We start from the raw sequence: 17210 nt of genomic DNA on the forward strand, positions 1-17210 counted from the left end.
CAGCTACGAACTCGTGCAGGACAGACGTTCCGGAAAGACGTCGACCGGCGAACTCCGAACCATCTGATGGAGGCCACCAGGCAGTCTATCTCAACCCTCCCACATCGTTGAGCGGAGCCGCGCGCCTCGAACTCTAAAAGATATCGGGCCTTAGCCAAGCATTGCCTTCCCTGATCGCAGGATAGGCGCAGATGGCCAGCCGCGCCATTTCCTCAACTCGGCTCGCTCTATCCTGGTCACGGCTGTTTTCGCCCACTTCGTAGAGGCCTTGCCGAACGCCGCGTATGCTGTCTTGTGGACCTCAATCAGCGCTCGCAGGGTCGTTGGACGGTTTTCTGTCGCGGCGCGGCGGCTCCGTGGCGACAGCCCAGAAGGTTTTGCTCTGTGTTTGTTCTCTATGAAGAGAAACCCGGCTGCTAGCGGGGACCCCGGTATGTCCCATTTCGGGACCAAAGTGCTGGCATTGCTCTTGCTTCGGACGTGGTGCGGGTTGATCCCGTGTAGGCTCGCCGGGCTTGAGGTGGTTGGGGTTTCTTCGCCCGGCGAGTTCCGCCCCGCTAAGAACAAAGGCCGGCGCCCTCGCTGAAGCTTATCCGAATGGCACCCGCCACGGGCGGGATTGGGATCCGCCGCGCCTTGACATAGCTGTTACGTCGCGTCAGGTGGTGGCGGACACTTTGGCTTTCCGCTTCGCAGGTGCTTTCTTGGCTGGCGCGACGGGTTCAGCCTTGCGGCCAAGTCCGATGGACTTCGCCAGTTGCGAGCGCTGAGCGGCGTAATTCGGAGCCGTCATCGGATAGTCGCGCGGCAAGCCCCACTTCTCGCGATAGGCGTCCGGCGTCAAACCGAAGTCCGTGCTAAGGTGCCGCTTCAGGGATTTGAACTTCTTGCCGTCTTCGAGGCAGATAATGAAGTCTGGCGTCACCGACTTCTTCGGGTTGACCGCGGGAGTTTGCGGCTCAACGACTGGCGCGGTCGGCGTGCCAAGCCCGGACAGAGACATGTGCACGGATGCGATTAGTTCAGGCAGGCCGGTAGCCGGTAAAGGGTTCTTACTTACGTAGGCGGACACAATCTCCGCAGTAAGCTCGGCTAGTTCGGCGGCGCGGTGGTCGGATTCTTCTGTCAATGTGTCGGTCCTTTTGTCTGATTTGTCCCATCTCTATTTGAGCAATGTCCAGTACGCAACTGGGCCTGATCTATTCTAGGCCAATGATGGCGGCCGGCTTTGCGGCGCTGGGCAAGAGCGACGCCGAAATTGACGCGTTCTTTTTGGCCGTGACTAAGCTGTAGACCAATAAAACAGGCGGCCCGTCAGCCACCTAAGTGACGGGCCGATTACATGCGGATTAGCTAAAATAACGGAACGTCCAACGGACAAGTACGGAACCACAGCGGTTACGTCAGGCCTTTGCTCGCATGGCGCAAGACTTTGGTCCTGCCGTCTTATGGTGAAGAACGGAAGTTGATCGGCACGACACAGGGCCATCCGCAACGGATCGATAGCAAACTGAATTTAGGCGGCGATGGTGTGAACGCGGAAGTCCGGTCAGATCCGCTTGAAGTCCTTAAGCCCTAGACGTATCCGCTGGCCTTCAGCGAAGGCAAGGGCGACCGATTCTAGGTCGAATGATCGGGTAAGTTCTTCGCCGTTCCCAACAACACGGACGAACCATTCGCCCATGGCCTCGACTATCTCAACGGACGTGTGGTTTGCGCCACCTTTGGTGTCGTCCATCGCAACTGCCTCGTATCTGGATGGGGACAAGACGAAACAATATGACTGCTCGCCCTTCAAGCGCTGAAAGGCCGGCGCCTGCTTTTGCGGGGGGCTCTGGCAGGCGCCGGCCGGACGGTCCAATCAGGTCCGCCGCAATGATCCAGTTAGCTGATTCTTGACGTTACGTCATGTGGTCTGGCTGGCCGGAGCCGAGCATGACCGAAACGTGGCATCAACATGTGGGTAAGCAGTTCGGCGCGCTTCCTGCATCGCCTGCACCCGAGTGGCCTTGAACCTTTGCCGCCGGTGAATGGCTGACAATCACCGGCAGCTTGTGTCGAGGCTACTATGCGGCTGCACGTTGATCCTAGCCATCAATTGAAGACGCAAGATCGGTTTCGATCTCCGCAAGCTGCCGGCGCTTCTCAGCCAGTTCACCAGCGAATCCGAACTCGCCGCCCTCACGCGAGCGATAGGAGGTGAGCCTGCGCTCGGCCTCCTCCAGACGGTGGCAATATCGTTCCCGCTCGCTCTCGAAGCCGGCCAAGACATGCTCGAGCCGGGCGATGGCACCAAGCGGCGCGGTGGTCACAGGGAGCTCGATTTCACAATCTGCGCCGGTGCGCATCAACATGGTGGCATAGCGGTAGCCGTCCTTGCCGAGACGCTCGCCGGAATATTCGAAATCGAACCCGCCGATGGAGGCGATAGTGGTTTCGCCTTCCTTCTGAAGCTGCACGAGAGTCAGGATTTCCTTCATCAGCGCGCGACCGGCAAGTTTGCGCTCCGTGAACGCCTCGCCCCCGACCACCATGCTGAACCCATCGCCGGTCGTTGGCACGAGGCGCTCGATATCTTTCCCTACCTCGCCGATGCGCCGGGTCGAGCATTGGATATCGCGCTCGGCATCGCGGATCTGCCGTCGAACGGCGTGCTCATCATCAATGTGGGCCGCGCGAAGGCGCTCCAGACGGGCAATGTCTGCCTCCAGACCTGCCTTCTGCATCAGACGCGGATCGCCCGAGGCGATCGCCTTGGCCATCGCGAACTGGCTGGCCTGCCCCTCGCCCGTATCCTCCAACCGCCGAATGGACGCCACGGAAGGATCGATGGACGCACAGATGTGGCAGAACAACGAGCGCAAGGCGCGCTTCATCGCGGCCGCCCTGTCCGGAGACACGGCCTGATCGATCCGGACGACGACAACGAGCCGGACAACAAGCTCAACGACCTGATCGGCAATGCCTTCCGTATCTGGCAAGAAACAGCGGAAAGCAGCTATGTCCGCTCCGACGGCAAGCCGTTCGAGCTTCCGGGCGCAGCGCAGATGATTTTTTCCGATCTCGGCACGATCAGCGTCGAGAAAACCAGAGGCTTCTCGGCCTATCGCTGGATTCGCGACGAGCTGGTCCGCCTGGGCGTTCCGGCATCGGAAATTGCCTTCATGCAGGATTTCAAGAAGTCGGAGGCCGCAGATCGATAGCAGCGTGCCGGCCATCGGTGATAACCGAGAGCAGGATGTCGTCACCAGGTTCTGCCGGACGGTCGCGTTCCTCGATGGCCTTAATGCGGGCGTCGAGCACCATCTGGTAGCGCTTGAAGGCCGCGGACGGCTTGGCGGTGATGATCTGACGCGCTCCGGTCGAAAGCGCCGGCACCTTCACATATTCACGAAGGTCTTGCGGCATCACCACATCCGCGAAGGAGCGGAACATGGCGATCAGCTCCGGCACGTTGACGAAGGTGGCGAAGCGCGTCACCGGCTTGTATTTGCAGGATGGTTGCAATTCGAGTTCAGTCGTGACGTCGCCGAAGGTCGAAGCCCAGGCGTCGAACTCGTGCAGGCCGCGCTGAAGCAGCGCTTCGTAGCCGAGATAGCGCTGCACCGAGAACATCTCGCCAAGCGTATTGGTGATCGGCGTGCCGGAGGCCAGCACGAGCGCCCGGCCCGGATTCTTCGTCTCCACGAACCGGGAGTTGACATAAAGGTCCCAGGCGCGCTGCGAGCCGTTCGGATCGACGCCCTTGAGCGTGGACATGTTGGTGGCGAAGCTGAGCTTCCGGAATTTATGAACATATTATCCTAAGTTCAGTTATGCGCAGATCGATATTATGAACATCGATGAGTTAAGTCCAAGCATTTGGCGCAAGTATTTTAGTCGTTCTGACACACTTTTTTCCGCGCGCACTGCACATAATTTTGGGATCTGCTGTGAGGGCTTTCAACTAACAGGAGCCCTATATGGTTTACGTGATGAAGAACAGAGCCCCGCTACCCATCTCGCCGATGGGAGGAGTTCTGGAAGCTTACGCAGTGGATTACGAGTCCGCTCTCTGCGACGGTCGGTATGCCAAAAGTACCAGGCGCGGATATCTGTGTTGCGTCGGACATTTTGCCAGTTGGATCGCCGCGGAGCAGATCCCATTAGAGGAGATTGATGAATCCTCCGGCCGCCGTTTTATAGAAGAACACCTGCCGCGCTGCGAATGTCCACCTCCACGGATTATATGGCGTAACACCAATAACGCAGCAATATCACTACTTTACCGAGTTATTAGGTCACGCCGCCTTCATTGTGCTCCCGATGAAGTGACCGCTATCGCGGAGGAGATGATAAAATTCGACCAGTACATGGACAATGTAAGGGGACTTGCCTCAAGGACGCGCCATCAACGGGTTCTCCTTCTCACGCGTTTTCTTACTGCACGCTTCGGCAGGGGCAGCGTAGTAGCTTCCGCGATAACTGCCGCTGACATTAGAAAGTTCGTTCTTGATGTGCCGACTGGCTCTCGGAGCACCGGCCTTGCGCGTGTAAAGGGCCAGGCACTCTCCTGTTATCTTCGGTTTCGAGCGCTTGCAGGCGATCCGGTTGAGTTGTTAGCGGGAACGATCCCGCGGCCGGCCAACAGACGACTTGCAAAGCTCGCTGTCACACTTTCAAAATCGGAAATCACCGATCTTCTCGCCTCGTCTGATGGATCTCTACCATCCGCGCGGCGGGACCATGCGATGTTGCGCTGCCTGGCCGACCTCGGACTGAGGGGATGCGAAGTTCTAAAACTTACGCTGAGCGATATCGACTGGCGAAACGGCACGTTGCGAATAGTAAAGGGCAAAAGTCGCCGTACGGACATGCTTCCATTACCATTCGAGACGGGTCGTGCCATCGCGGAATACTTATCGAAAGAGCGTCCGGCGACATCAAACCGCGCGCTATTTGTTCGGTGCAAGGCGCCGTTTGATAAGCCGCTCAGCACAGTGGTGGTGCATAATATCGTCAAGGCAGCCTATCGCCGCTGCGGTTGGTCCCACACGCGACCTCATATTCTCCGTCACAGCGTCGCCAGCCAACTTCTTCGGGACGGAGCCCCTCTGAAGGAAATCTCCGATGTCCTTCGACATCGGAGCCTGAATACATCGATGGTGTATTTGAAGGTTGACGCGGATCGCCTAGCCGCAGTCGCACTCCCGTGGCCGGGGAGGGTTGTCTGATGTGCAATGAAACCTGGCAATCTAGAGCCGAAGAATATATCGACGATAGCCGTCGTCTCGGCTACGCCTTGACCACCACAAGTGCCTACCTGCTGTCATTTGCTCGGTTTGTCGATCAACGCGGACACTCCGGAGCGCTGACATCCGACATCATTCTTGATTGGGCGCAAAGCACTGACAGCAAGAAGCCAACTACATGGACGAAGCGTTTAATCAACATTCGTCGTTTTATAAGCCATTGCTCACGAGTGGACGGCAAATCTGAAGTACCTCGGGTTGATGTCTTTGGTCGACCAAAGGGAAGACCAACACCTCACATCTATACTGAACTGGAAATCTCCGAACTGCTGGCTGCGGCCAGGGAACTACCCGGCACGTTGCCATCGGCAACTTATGAGACGCTGTTCGGTCTTCTGGCCTCGACAGGGTTACGCCTTTCAGAAGCGCTTCATCTACGTTGTTCCGATGTCGATCTGAGGTCAGGACGCCTGATAGTGCGTCAGGGAAAGCTGGGCAAATCGCGACTGGTTCCTCTGCACGCTACAGTGTGCGAGGTTTTGTCCCGATATCTTGGTGTCAGGCAACAGTTGCCACTGACCTCGGAGAGCTACTTCTTCGTCTCCCAGACCGGGGGTCTTCTTCCACGCCGAACAGTCGAAGGCGTGTTCATCAGATTGCGCACGAAATTGGGGTGGGCGCCTCGTGGCAACTGGCGGGCTCCGCGAATTCATGACTTGAGGCATACATTCATATGCCGGCGAGTGACCCAATGGCACAAGGAAGGAGCCGACATCGATAACGCAATGCTATACGTTTCGACCTACGTCGGCCACGTGGCAGTGACATACACCTATTGGTACCTTACCGGCATTCCTGAACTCATGACGGTTGTTGGCCAGCGCTTCGAGGCGTTTGCTGAGAGTGCGCGGGGGGCCGAAAATGCCGAATAGAAAAACGCACCCTTCCTTCGCGGTCTTGCTACAGCGGTACTTCACCGAACATCTTACCAATCAGCGCGCGGTCAGTCCGCGGACTATTGCGGCTTATCGGGATACGTTCCGCCTGTTGCTGCGCTTCGCGGAGCGGCATATTGGCAAGGCCCCGGCAAATGTCGAGTTGCTGGATCTCGATTCGGAATTGATCCTCGCCTTTCTCGACCATCTGGAGCGAGAGCGCGACAACGGCCCGCGCAGCCGCAACGTTCGTCTTTCCGCAATCCGGTCCTTTCTTCATTACGCTTCCCATCATGACGTTACCGCTTTGCCGACCATCCAGCGAGCTTTGGCAATCCCTCAGAAGCGCTACGACAAACCCCTGCTCGAGTTTCTCTCTCGGGAGGAAATGCAGGCCATTCTCGATGCGCCGAACCAGCTGGAATGGACCGGTCGAAGGGATCAAGCGTTCTTCACAACGATGTACAATACGGGAGGCCGAGTATCGGAATTAATTGGCCTTCGTGTCTCCGATGTCGTTTTGGACGGTTCTGCGTGCATCCATATCAATGGCAAAGGGCGCAAACAGCGCACAGTTCCCCTGTGGCGGAGTTCGGCCAATCTGCTTCGGGCATGGAGGCGTGAAGCCGGAGATGTTGCGGGGTCCGCAGCGTTTTTCCCTAATCGGGATGGCGTTGCAATGACCCGATCAAACGTAACACAGCGTCTCGCTCTTTACGTCAAGAAAGCGGCGGAGAAAAAACCGCAACTTCTTGCGAAGACAATATCTCCTCACACCTTCCGACATTCAACAGCAATGCACCTCCTGCAGTCCGGAGTTGATATCTCTGTAATCGCGCTTTGGCTCGGCCACGAAAGCCCGACGACGACGCACAACTATCTTCAGGCTGATTTATCAATGAAGGAGCGCGCTCTTGCGCGTCTCCAACCTCTGCAAACTGGGAGAACCCGCTATAGGCCACCCGACGCCTTGATGCAGTTCCTGCAGGCACTCTAACTTTATTATGTGCAGTTCAGCGTTAGCCAATTGCGCTGGCACTTTTACGCCGCACGGTGAGCTGCACATAATATCGATCTGCGCATAACTGAACTCCTGGGCTTCATCGACGATGATCTGGTCGACGCCGATCTCGGAGATGGTGAGCAGGTCGTCCTTGCGAGTCGCCAGCGCCTCCAGCCGTTCCTTGAGCCCCTCCTTCAGCCGCTCGAGACGCTTGCGCGAGACGCGGTCGTCGCTCTCGACCTTGGTCAGCAGCCTCTCGTAGAGTTCCAGTTCGTCGTGGATCATCTGTTGCTCGAATGCCGACGGCACGCCGATGAAGCGAAAGGCGCTGTGCGTGATGATGATCGCGTCCCAAGCGGCGGTCGCCGCCCGTGACAGGAAGCGATGTCGCTTGTCCTTGGAAAAATTCGTCTCATCGGCCACGAGGATTCGCGCGGTCGGATAGAGCGCCAGAAATTCGCGGGCCGCCTGGACATTATCTCGAGCTCGAGATAATAGAGAGCGTTTTTAGGTTGGCGGCGCTGTAGCGGCCGCCAACCATTCAAGTGCCTACATTGGCTGCGCCGGTAAGCTAAAAACGTGTTGGACGAAGCCGCAGGGCGCGACGTTGCTGCTATGGGTTTTGAATGCTGTGCCCCTGCGCATGCCGGCGCTGATTTGGCCGAGGGACGTAGCCAAGCGCGGCATCAAGACGAAAGATCCACGTCAAAGCATGTTGTCGTGACACGCAAGGGCAGCGAGTACGAAGCGTCGATCGGTCAATTCCGGAAGCCCGGCAACAGGGTGCCCGTTGCCTGACGCGACAGGCAGCATGGCGAACCAACGATGGTTGCGTGCAGCCGCTCGTCATGACGTATCCGAAAATTGCACGACCTTCGATGAAGACGGCACCAGGACCTCGATGCACACCATCCGTCCCTGTTGGCAGGTCGGGCACTCGCGCAGGGAAACCCCGGTCAGTTTCTCGACCTTGTCGTGATAATCGGCACTGTCTTTCGGTTCCGCCTGTACATCGGCGCGCGCCATTCCAAGCAGTTCGCGGCAACGGGCAAGCTTCTCCTTGCGATGACGGTTGCCCAGGAGCCCGTAATAGCGAATGCGTTTGAACCCGTCGGGCAGGACGTGGACCAGGAAGCGTCGAATGAACTCCCCGGCCTCCAGCGTCATCACCTTTTGCCGATCGCCGTCACGATAGTCTTTCCACCGAAAACGGACCTTGCCATCTTCAATGTCGACGATGCGACTGTTGGCGATCGCTACACGGTGCGTGTAGCGTCCGACATAGCTCAGCACCTGCTCGGCGCCGGCAAAGGGGGCCTTGGCGAAGACCACCCAGTTGATGTGGCGCACCCGATCCAGATGACGCCGGAAGGCAGCGGCGTCGCTGAGCCCTGCCAGCGACGAGAAGAAGCGTAGCTTGCCGGCTGTGAAGGCTTTCTGCAGGTCTTCCAGGAACAGCCGACGAAACAGCCGCGAGAGCACAGCCACCGGAAGGAAGAAGCGGGGACGGCATTCTATCCACCGGCTCCCGTCCGGCGACAGCCCGCCACCCGGAACGACGCAGTGGAGATGGGGGTGATGGGAGAGGTTTTGTCCCCAGGTGTGAAGCACCGCGAAGAACCCGATCTGAGCACCGAGATGCTGGGGATCGGCAGCGATGGTGCGCAGCGTCTCGGCGGTCGCGCGGAATAGGATGTCGTAGACCGTAGCGGGATTCTGGAAGGCGATCGCCGCGATCTCGTCGGGCACGGTGAAGACGACATGAAAATATTGCGTGTCGAGAAGCTCCGCCCGCCGCGCTTCGATCCAATCCGCACGCGCCAGGGACTGGCATTTGGGGCAGTTGCGCGAACGGCAGCTGTTGTAGGCGATCCGCCGCTCACCGCATCGGTCGCATTGTTCGACATGGCCACCGAGCGCCGCCGTGCGGCAGCGCTCGATGGCCGTCATGGCTGCACGCCGTTCGGTCGACAGCGAGGCGCCGTGCTGCTCACGCCAAGCAGCACCATAGCGGCGGAATACATCCGCCACCTCCGGACCAGATGCCCCATGGGGCGACCGTCAGAAATGTTCAGGTGGTAGCGGTGGTGCCGCCTTCGGGACTGGCCGTGGCAACAACTCCAGCGGACTCGTCGCCGCGCAGACCTTGCTGGTTGCGATCCGCAGATATTGCGAGGTGGTCGACAGGCTGCGATGGCCGAGCAAAAGCTGGATGGTACGGATATCGGTGCCGGCCTCAAGTAGGTGGCAGGCAAAGGCGTGCCGCAACGAATGCGGCGTCACGGGCTTGCCCAGGCCCGACAGCCGGTGCGCCTTGCCGCAGGCGTTCTGCACCGCATTGGTCGATATCGGTTCGTTGGGGATGGTGCCGGGAAACATCCACGTCTTCGGCCGGACGGCACGCCAATAGTCGGTCAGCGTCTCCAGCAAGCGCGCCGAGAGCATGACGTAACGGTCCTTCTGCCCCTTGCCTTGATCGACGCGCAGTACCATTCGTTGTCGGTCGATGGCCTCCGGTCTCAGGTGCACCGCTTCGGAAATCCGCAGCCCGGCGGCGTAGCATGTCGTCAGGATCGTCTGATGCTTCAGGCTCTCCACGCAGCCGAGAAAGTGTAATACCTCTTCGGGGCTGAGGATGACGGCGAGTGTCTTGGGCACCCTGGGGCACGGAATGATGCGGTCGAAATCCCATTCAAAGCCGAGCGTGACGCGGTACAAAAAACGGAGCGCCGAAACGGCCACGTGTATGGACTTCGGCGCCAGCTTCTTCTCATTCGTCAGATAGACTTGGTAGGTGCGGACATCTTCCTGACAGAGCAAGGCGGGCGACTTCGCAAAATGGCGGGCAAACTGCGAAACTTGCAGCAGATACGAGTCCTGCGTATGCGGCGACAGATTGCGGACCTGCATGTCGTTTATCATGCGTAACCGAAGCGGGGTCATTAAAGGGCTCCTTGGCATTGAGGTGACGCTGCGCGTGGGCAGCAGCGTCACCTTGCCTGAAGCAAGCCCCTATGAACCCGGCCGATTACGTCCGGCCCATCATGCCAGGATGCCTCGCCTGCACCGGATCAATGACCTCCGAGCAAGGCTTGCCCGCGAAGCGGGTTCGTCCAATGCTCATTATCTCACGCCCGGTTTTATCTGGGGTAGCTGTTCGTGAACGTCGTCAATTGCCGGAAAAGACCGGGCCACATCTCCAGATAAAGTCAAAGTGACTGGAGAAAAGAGAGCAGATCCGGCTTCGGTTTCCACGGCTTGTCGTGGGTCGCTTCGATGCCCGCATGTTTCCAGAACGTTTCGAGCGCATCGCGTCTCATCTTCAGGTTCGTTGAGATATAACGGTTGGTGGTGGCAATGCTCGAATGGCCGAGATAATCGCGTATGACAGTCACATCTGTGCCCGACTGCAGCAGGGCGACGGCCGCGCTGTGTCGAAGAACGTGTGGCGTAATGCGGTCACGTGCCAGCCTTGGCCGCCCGCGGGCGACCGACGCAGCATGTTTGGCCAGGATATATGCTACACCGTCGCGGGTCAGAGGCTGGTTGTGGCGGTTGACGAAAACATGCTCGTGGTCCGCGCCACCTGATAGCTTTCGTAGCCGGCCCAGCGCGTCCGCCGTCTCGCGCCATATTGGAACAAGCCGCTCCTTGCGCCCTTTCCCTCTTAACCGAACCTGGCGCGGCGGTGTCAACTGCAAATCACGCCACAACAGTCCGGTCGCTTCACTCACTCGCGCTGCTGAATTATAGAGAAAGAGCAATAGCGTGTGATCGCGCCAACCATCGTGCGTCCTGCGATCGGGGTTGCCGATAATCGCTCGCACATCAACTGCTTCGAGGTAGGTCACCGGCTTCTGCTTCATCCGCTTCGCCGGCAGCGCCAGCACCCGTGTATAACGGAGAGCGTTGTCCAGGTCATTGCGAAGAAGGTGCTTGAAAAAGCTGCGCAGGGCAGCGCGCCGGCAATTGCGCGTGGCGGCAGAGTTGGATCTTTCGCTTTCAAGATGGTCGAGGAAACCGGCAATCGTATCGGCGTTCAGGTCCTCCAGCACGAGATCGGCGATCTCCCGTCCGCGGCGCTGGGCGACAAACTGGAATAGAAGCTTCAGCGTGTCGCGGTAAGCACGTGTCGTATGCGGGCTTGCACCACGCTGCCGTGGCAGATAGCTGATGAAAAATGACTCCACGAGGGCAAAGAGCGCTTTGGGCGTGGCGGTGTTCATCGAGGCTGCCTCGCGCTTCGTACATGTTGCTCGAACCGGGTGCTTGCCAGCTCCAGCAGTTGCGGGGTCGCCTTCAGATAAACCTCGGTGCCAAGGATGTTCTGATGTCCCAGATATGCGGAGAGAAACGGAAGCTTCACATGGATGTCGGCGCCTTCTTCTGCCCAGGCTGTGAGGCGGTGGACAGCAAAGGCGTGCCTGAACTCATACGGTCGCGCTCCAACGCGTCCGCGTGCAGGCTTGATGTCGAGGCGGCGTAAGATCTCTCGAATGGCCACCGAGGCTCCACTGATATCCAACGGCCCACCTTTTTGACGAATGAAGAAGGCACCGTGATCCGGACGATGGAGGTCGAGAAGCAACCTACGCCGATCGTGAAGGTAGAGCCGAAGTTCGCCGATAAGATCTTCGCGAATGGGGACTATCCGGGTCCGCCGTTTGCTGTTGCGGATCAGCAGCGTTCCACGCTCGAGATCGACATCCTCCATCTTGAGGCGCGTGGCTTCGCCGAGCCTGATTCCGGTGCAATAGAGCATGAGGACCAACCTCCGCAACATAGACGCCCATATGAAATGGCCTTCGTGCGCGGATGCAGCGGCGAGGATCCGTAGGACCTCTTCGCGGCTGAAAATGTACGGGAAGAAGGGTGACTCCTTCACCGGTGCGAAGGCGTGCTCGGGCACATAACAGGTGGGATCACGACGGCGGCGATGCAGGCAAAATTGCCGGATTATCCCGAACTCGCCACTGAGCGAGATAGCCTTGCGGCCGGGAAGACGCCCACACCAGTTGCTGATCGCATCGGCCAGCGGGATAGCGTCTACATCGTTCCACTGTTGCTTCAAAAAGCGAAGAAAGCGGTCGATCTCGTAGGCACCGCGTTGATAGCGGTAGCCCATCGCTCGCTTGAACGTCACGAAGCTCTCGGCGTCGTTCTTCAGTTCGATCAAGGTGACGATTGTGGTCATGCGGGCACCGGTAGGGCAATCTCACGAAGGGAATCCGTGGCGATCCGCACATAGGCGGAAACCGACTCCGGATCGCTGTGGCCGAGCAGTTCGGACAATACCTGCGGTCGAGTGCCTAAATCGATCTGACGTCCCGCATGGCTGTGCCGCAGGACATGACTGCCCAGGGAGGGTGCGTTGATCCCCGCCTTCCTCGCATGCTTCGCCACAATGTGGCCGATCGCACTCGAACGGACGTACGGTTCGAAGGGTACCTGCATCTGCACGAAGATATGACGCGTGGGGGTGTCAACCGGCCGGCCATAACGAAGATAATGCGCCAATGCCTCGCTGATCGGCGGCAACAACGGCAACGTAAATGAGACCCCCGTCTTCGGGCGATACACCGCCAAAGTGTTGGCGTTCCAGTCAATGGCCTGGAATTGAAGGCGATTGACCTCGGCGGCGCCAAGGCCATAGGTGCTTAGCATCAACAGGATTGCGTAATCGCGAAGTCCCACCGGCGTCGACCGATCCACCGCATTCAGCAGCCGCTGCACATCCTCCCAAGGCAGAGCGCGCCTGGGACGCTCGAACGGTCGTTGTATAGGCGCAATGATGGCTTCGCTGATATCGATCGGGTTTTTACCGCTCCAGTGCAGGAAGCGGTAAAAGCAACGTACCGTGGAGGCGATGTTGCTGACATAGGATCGAGAGTATTGAGTTGAGCAACCAACAAGAAATGCATCGACATCGGTCAGTTGTATCGAATACCATTCCTTTCCTGCCCGGACAAGGTAATTGTAAAATTTGCTAAGATGGCTCAGTTGCTTGTGGATCGTACGCTCAGCAAGACCCAAATGCTGCACGAGATACGCATCATACTCCGCGAATAATGGTGAAGGCGGAGGTTGAACCGCTCTTGGTGGTTGCCAGTCGGGAGGAGCAACTCCCATCCGGTGGTAGACACGGGCGAGCGACCGCAGGGCACTCCGGAAATTCTGGTGGGATCTTCGAGGCCGGCTCCGGCGCCGCGCATACCAGCCGATGAACCGATTAGCGCCTTCCAGGGTCAGTTCTTCTCGCTCGATCAGTCCCAGCTGGCTGCAATAGGTACGAAACTGCTGGATACATATCAGATATTTGTCCGCCGTTCCTGCACCAAACCGCCGCTCCCCGCTCCAGATGCGGCGAATCTCATCGGTGGTGGGCGCGGCAGCGATGGCTGCACTGCTTCGTTTGTTATGAATGGACATGGCTTCACCTCGATTGGTGAAACTGTAGCCAGCCGCGACGGTGAGATCAGGCCCCGCATCGTGTTGGTAATGGTTGTCCGCGGCACGATCGAAACCTTTTGTCCGACATCACCGGAAGCCAAGCATCCGAGCGCACCGCAATCATTCGTTCGTGGACCAAGGCGAAAGCCTACGGGCACCGGAATGTCGAGCAGCAGTTGTGGAGGAAGGGCACGCCGCAGATCCGTAAGGGCCAGCGTCTCGTTCGTTACCAAGTGCGACAGCCCGGGTGCCATTACTCCGACAGCAGCAACGGATTTACGCACCGCTACGATACGACGGCGAAGCCAACGCACAGCGCCTGGAAGGCAAATATCGGGACCGCGCACTGCATCTGCTGCCTGTTCGATGCTTCTCGCGGATGCAGCCACCCCGATGACCTGTTCAATCGCTGCTAGCGAATCCGGCAGCCGAGCGGAGAGAAAATCCGGGAGCAGGCTGAACGTCACGTGCCCTTCTGGACAATAGTACCGAGCGATTCGGACACCGGGGCTGGTTAGGCGAGCATAGCTGCCATGTCGTCGAAATGCACAGCCACCGTTTGGATGGAGTGGGCAATGAGACAACCGTGCGCGGCTCCATTCTTCCGTGGCAACATAGTTCTCCTTGGTGGAGATGGTGCGTAACGGTATCTGCAACGTCGATCCCTCGAACATATTCGTTCTGCGCCGGGGTCGCGACCTTTATCTGGAGCCCAACACGCTGAAAACTCCAGCCAACCAATAACATAGCTGAAAATACCCCAGATAAAACCGGACGTGAGATAATGCGCAAGGCAATGGCCGGGAACGACCAACATGGCCTTGGCGATCAGGCCAAGCCGGCGCTGCTCCATGACGGCCGCGGCAATCGTCATGGTCTTGCCGGCGCCGACGGCATGGGCGAGGTAGGTCGAGCCGGCCGAGACGATGCGCCAGATGCCGCGCTTTTGGTGCCCATAAAGAGAAAAGGCGCCGGAGGCGCCTGGAAGTCGCAGGTGATCCCCGTTGAATCGTCGGGGGGCGATGTTGTTGAAGCGGTCATTATAGACCCGCGCCAGCCGGTCGGTCCGGTCGGGATCGGACCAGATCCAGTTCTGGAAAGCGGTCTTGATCTTCTGCAGCTTTTCCTTGGCGGCTTCCGTATCCACAACATTGAGCACGCGCTTTTCAGCATGGTCCTCCTTCACCGTATCGAAGATCTGCGGCACCCGGCTGTTCAGCGCGTCGGCTATGAGCTCGCCGGCATGACGGCGATCGGTGCCCCATTCGGACGTACCGGCCGCCATCCATCCCAGTTGCCGCGCCTCTACGGTCCACGATGCCAGCTCCGGCATATGATGGATCCTGATCTCGGCACTCATCGTCTCCTGGACGAAGGCGACGACATCGGCGGCTGGGATCCATGGTGCGCCAAGACGCGCGGTAATATCGGAAGGCCGAAGATCGGCCGGCTGAACCTCGACCAGGGCACGGACATTGCGCTCGAAGACGGGGTCGAGTGCGGCAGCGGCTTTTGCGGCCTTGAGCTTGTCGCGGACCTGGCCGGAGAGATAGGCGTCGGCCGTGTGCCAGGAACCGGTCTCTGGATCACGAAAGATGGCGTCACCCAGCTCGTCAATGACGTCATCGACATCCCCATGCAGCAGCTCGGCGATGTGATCGACGTCGACATGGCCGCGTTCGTTGAGCACGACGGCAAGCGCATCGGCGGCACTTGTGATGATAGGTGCCGCGGGCGGCGCGATGACGCGCTCGGTAAAAATGGGACCCGGCCGGGCGGTATTGGTTTCGAGATCGTAGTCTTCGATGGAGGCGACTAGCCAGCAATCGGGATCGTCGAGGAAGGGCTGCAGGTTCGGCCGGCGATGCACTTCGCGGACCTCACCGGTCTCGGCGTCCTCGCTGGTGGAAACGACGGTCGTGTTGATCGGGCCGAAGTCGCGCACAAAATTCGACCAGGCGATGCGCAGCCTGACCTGGGCCGGCTTCCAGGGCCGGTCGAACTCCTGGGCCTTCAGGACTTCACGCACGGCATCACGGATGGGGATCAATTTGCGAATGATACGCGCATGCTTTTCCGGCACGCCTTCGCTCGCCCCGCCCTTGCGCACGGTGATGGTCACAGCAGCGCCATCGATCATCTGCACGAGGGCGGTATTTTTCGCGACGAAGAAACTGCCCTCGCGCACGCCGGAGCCTTCCGGCAGGGCATCGACGACATCGGCACTGGGCGCGGCGTCATGATCAATCTCGTCCGGCGCGCCGTCATAAATGGCTTCCGGAAGGAGGGAGATCGCTGCGGTGAGCGCCCGCTCCAGATCGACACCGGGATGGGGCAGGCAGGAATAGGTCTCTCCGTAAGACCCCGAGATCGTGGCATGCGTGCCGAGCACGAAATCCGGTTGGCGCGCGAACCAGCGGTTCACGCGGATCGCGCCTTCATCCTGTGTTGCCTGGCGGACTTCCTCGATGTCGAGCCAGGACAGATCCCCTTCGGGCTCAGTGACCTTGCGCTTGCGGAAGAACAAGATGTCGACCACGACGTCCGTGCCGGCGTCAGTTCGGAAACTACCCTCGGGCAAGCGCATGGCGGCAATCAGGTCGGCCGACTTCGCAATGTGCTTGCGCGCGATGCTGTCTGTCTTGTCCATGGTGCCAGAGCTGGTGACGAAGGCGGCCAGAGCCCCTGGCTTCAGCAGATCGACCGACCGGGCAATGAAGTAGTCATGCAGCCGCAATCCCATCGACCGATACGTCCGGTCGGAGCGCACGGTTCGATTCGAAAACGGCGGATTGCCGATCGCAAGATCGAAATATGCCGGCAGGTCGGTGCACGAGAAATCACCATTCACGATACGGGCACGAGGCTGCACTAGCCTGGCAATGCGCGCCGTGACGGGATCGATCTCGACACCGGTGACATGGCTCACGCCCCGTCGGTCTTCGGGCATCAGCGCCGGGAACAGGCCCGTGCCAATGCCGGGCTCGAGCACACGGCCCCCTCGCCAGCCGAGACGCTGCAATCCCGCCCAGATTGCCCGAATGATGAACTCCGGCGTAAAATGCGCGTACTGCGTGCAGCGCGCGAGCGAGGCATATTCCTGGGCTGTCACCGCATCCTGCAGCTCCAATCCTATTTCGTCCCAGCCCTTCCGGAACCCGTTTTCGCCCGGCCGGCGGAACACGGCATTGGCAAGGTCGGATGCACCGAAGCCGGAGAACCGGATCAGCCGAGCTTGTTCTTCCACTGTCGCGGGACGATCCGCTGCCTCGATATCGGCGGCGAGACGGATCGCAGCGAGATTGTCGCGGGCGCGTTGTTTCCAGCCACGGGCCAGCCCACGATCGCTTACGAGAAAGAAGTTCTCCCCTCGAGCCGCATATGTGTCTACCCGTTGGAAACCGGGAGCAGTTTGGGGACTGGTCTTCGGCTCTGGTTCGACAGGAGCGGGCGAAGGCTCGTCGCCGAAGGCGGTGACGCCAAGACCGAGGCCTGACGAGAGGGCAGTATTTCCGAAGAGATCGAGCGTGAAGGGGTCGTCGTTGGACATTGAGATAGTTCCTTGCGAGAAGCCGCGCGCAAACCTCCGAC

Annotated in this window: 12 protein-coding genes and 4 pseudogenes; 5 read left to right on the top strand and 11 right to left on the bottom strand. The window is 59.2% G+C overall.

The window, feature by feature from the left end; all coding sequences use genetic code 11:
• Nucleotides 1–658: 658 nt before the first annotated feature.
• The 4 genes and pseudogenes from MAFF_RS36195 to MAFF_RS36215 all read right to left on the bottom strand — a co-directional run.
• Nucleotides 659–1129, bottom strand: a complete 471-nt coding sequence (locus tag MAFF_RS36195) for a MucR family transcriptional regulator (RefSeq protein WP_010915955.1) — start codon at nucleotides 1127–1129, stop codon at nucleotides 659–661.
• 420 nt (nucleotides 1130–1549) lie between these two features.
• On the bottom strand, nucleotides 1550–1738 hold the full coding sequence (locus MAFF_RS36200; protein WP_006205775.1) for a hypothetical protein: 189 nt from the start codon (nucleotides 1736–1738) through the stop codon (nucleotides 1550–1552).
• Between the two features lie 349 nt (nucleotides 1739–2087).
• A pseudogene (locus tag MAFF_RS38835) lies at nucleotides 2088–2813 on the bottom strand (hypothetical protein); the annotation flags it as partial.
• Between the two features lie 376 nt (nucleotides 2814–3189).
• Nucleotides 3190–3789 (bottom strand): annotated as a pseudogene (locus tag MAFF_RS36215) (lactate dehydrogenase); the annotation flags it as partial.
• Between the two features lie 563 nt (nucleotides 3790–4352).
• On the opposite strand from MAFF_RS36215, the gene MAFF_RS41580 reads away from it, so the two are divergent.
• Genes MAFF_RS41580 through MAFF_RS38850 form a run of 3 tightly spaced genes read left to right on the top strand, consistent with a single transcriptional unit; the run spans nucleotide 4353 to nucleotide 7163 of the window.
• Nucleotides 4353–5213, top strand: a complete 861-nt coding sequence (locus MAFF_RS41580; RefSeq protein WP_425280344.1) for a site-specific integrase — start codon at nucleotides 4353–4355, stop codon at nucleotides 5211–5213.
• On the top strand, nucleotides 5213–6163 hold the full coding sequence (locus tag MAFF_RS36225) for a tyrosine-type recombinase/integrase (protein WP_010915802.1): 951 nt from the start codon (nucleotides 5213–5215) through the stop codon (nucleotides 6161–6163). The genes MAFF_RS41580 and MAFF_RS36225 overlap by 1 nt, the downstream gene beginning before the upstream one ends.
• Entirely contained in the window at nucleotides 6153–7163 is a 1011-nt protein-coding gene (locus MAFF_RS38850; protein WP_010915801.1) for a tyrosine-type recombinase/integrase, read from the top strand. Before MAFF_RS36225 ends, MAFF_RS38850 begins: the two co-directional genes overlap by 11 nt.
• Nucleotides 7164–7253: 90 nt before the next feature.
• On the opposite strand, the pseudogene MAFF_RS39705 reads toward MAFF_RS38850, so the two are convergent.
• The 3 genes and pseudogenes from MAFF_RS39705 to MAFF_RS36245 all read right to left on the bottom strand — a co-directional run.
• A pseudogene (locus MAFF_RS39705) lies at nucleotides 7254–7640 on the bottom strand (hypothetical protein); the annotation flags it as partial.
• 375 nt (nucleotides 7641–8015) lie between these two features.
• Entirely contained in the window at nucleotides 8016–9200 is a 1185-nt protein-coding gene (locus tag MAFF_RS36240) for an IS91 family transposase (RefSeq protein ID WP_010915951.1), read from the bottom strand.
• 30 nt (nucleotides 9201–9230) lie between these two features.
• The gene (locus MAFF_RS36245; RefSeq protein WP_044552253.1) at nucleotides 9231–10112 is read right to left on the bottom strand and encodes a site-specific integrase; all 882 of its coding nucleotides are present in this window, start codon (nucleotides 10110–10112) and stop codon (nucleotides 9231–9233) included.
• Here MAFF_RS36245 and MAFF_RS39865 point away from each other — a divergent pair.
• Entirely contained in the window at nucleotides 10078–10332 is a 255-nt protein-coding gene (locus MAFF_RS39865) for a hypothetical protein (RefSeq protein WP_162034380.1), read from the top strand. The genes MAFF_RS36245 and MAFF_RS39865 overlap by 35 nt on opposite strands.
• Before the next feature lie 46 nt (nucleotides 10333–10378).
• Here MAFF_RS39865 and MAFF_RS36250 read toward each other — a convergent pair whose 3' ends face one another.
• Genes MAFF_RS36250 through MAFF_RS36260 form a run of 3 tightly spaced genes read right to left on the bottom strand, consistent with a single transcriptional unit; the run spans nucleotide 10379 to nucleotide 13598 of the window.
• A complete protein-coding gene (locus tag MAFF_RS36250) occupies nucleotides 10379–11395 on the bottom strand; it encodes a site-specific integrase (RefSeq protein WP_010915949.1) in 1017 nt (338 codons plus the stop codon).
• Nucleotides 11392–12363 (bottom strand): tyrosine-type recombinase/integrase, encoded by a 972-nt coding sequence (locus MAFF_RS36255; protein WP_010915948.1) that lies wholly within the window; start codon nucleotides 12361–12363, stop codon nucleotides 11392–11394. Before MAFF_RS36255 ends, MAFF_RS36250 begins: the two co-directional genes overlap by 4 nt.
• On the bottom strand, nucleotides 12360–13598 hold the full coding sequence (locus tag MAFF_RS36260; RefSeq protein WP_010915947.1) for a tyrosine-type recombinase/integrase: 1239 nt from the start codon (nucleotides 13596–13598) through the stop codon (nucleotides 12360–12362). The genes MAFF_RS36255 and MAFF_RS36260 overlap by 4 nt, the downstream gene beginning before the upstream one ends.
• Before the next feature lie 98 nt (nucleotides 13599–13696).
• On the opposite strand from MAFF_RS36260, the gene MAFF_RS39710 reads away from it, so the two are divergent.
• Nucleotides 13697–14035: a hypothetical protein gene (locus MAFF_RS39710; protein WP_157866251.1), complete on the top strand. Its 339-nt coding sequence runs from the start codon at nucleotides 13697–13699 to the stop codon at nucleotides 14033–14035.
• Between the two features lie 371 nt (nucleotides 14036–14406).
• Here MAFF_RS39710 and MAFF_RS36265 read toward each other — a convergent pair.
• Nucleotides 14407–17169 (bottom strand): annotated as a pseudogene (locus MAFF_RS36265) (lactate dehydrogenase); the annotation flags it as partial.
• Nucleotides 17170–17210 lie beyond the last annotated feature (41 nt).

This window comes from Mesorhizobium japonicum MAFF 303099 (assembly GCF_000009625.1).
In the GTDB taxonomy this organism is placed as follows: domain Bacteria; phylum Pseudomonadota; class Alphaproteobacteria; order Rhizobiales; family Rhizobiaceae; genus Mesorhizobium; species Mesorhizobium japonicum.

What these genes read in the sequence shown, in the direction of transcription:
- MAFF_RS36250 (WP_010915949.1), bottom strand. Translation starts at nt 11,395, where the DNA reads ATGAACACCGCCACGCCCAAAGCGCTCTTTGCCCTCGTGGAGTCATTT.
- MAFF_RS36255 (WP_010915948.1), bottom strand. Translation starts at nt 12,363, where the DNA reads ATGACCACAATCGTCACCTTGATCGAACTGAAGAACGACGCCGAGAGC.
- MAFF_RS36225 (WP_010915802.1), top strand. Translation starts at nt 5,213, where the DNA reads ATGTGCAATGAAACCTGGCAATCTAGAGCCGAAGAATATATCGACGAT.
- MAFF_RS36245 (WP_044552253.1), bottom strand. Translation starts at nt 10,112, where the DNA reads ATGACCCCGCTTCGGTTACGCATGATAAACGACATGCAGGTCCGCAAT.
- MAFF_RS36260 (WP_010915947.1), bottom strand. Translation starts at nt 13,598, where the DNA reads ATGTCCATTCATAACAAACGAAGCAGTGCAGCCATCGCTGCCGCGCCC.
- MAFF_RS38850 (WP_010915801.1), top strand. Translation starts at nt 6,153, where the DNA reads ATGCCGAATAGAAAAACGCACCCTTCCTTCGCGGTCTTGCTACAGCGG.
- MAFF_RS36200 (WP_006205775.1), bottom strand. Translation starts at nt 1,738, where the DNA reads ATGGACGACACCAAAGGTGGCGCAAACCACACGTCCGTTGAGATAGTC.
- MAFF_RS41580 (WP_425280344.1), top strand. Translation starts at nt 4,353, where the DNA reads ATGGACAATGTAAGGGGACTTGCCTCAAGGACGCGCCATCAACGGGTT.
- MAFF_RS39865 (WP_162034380.1), top strand. Translation starts at nt 10,078, where the DNA reads ATGTCGTTTATCATGCGTAACCGAAGCGGGGTCATTAAAGGGCTCCTT.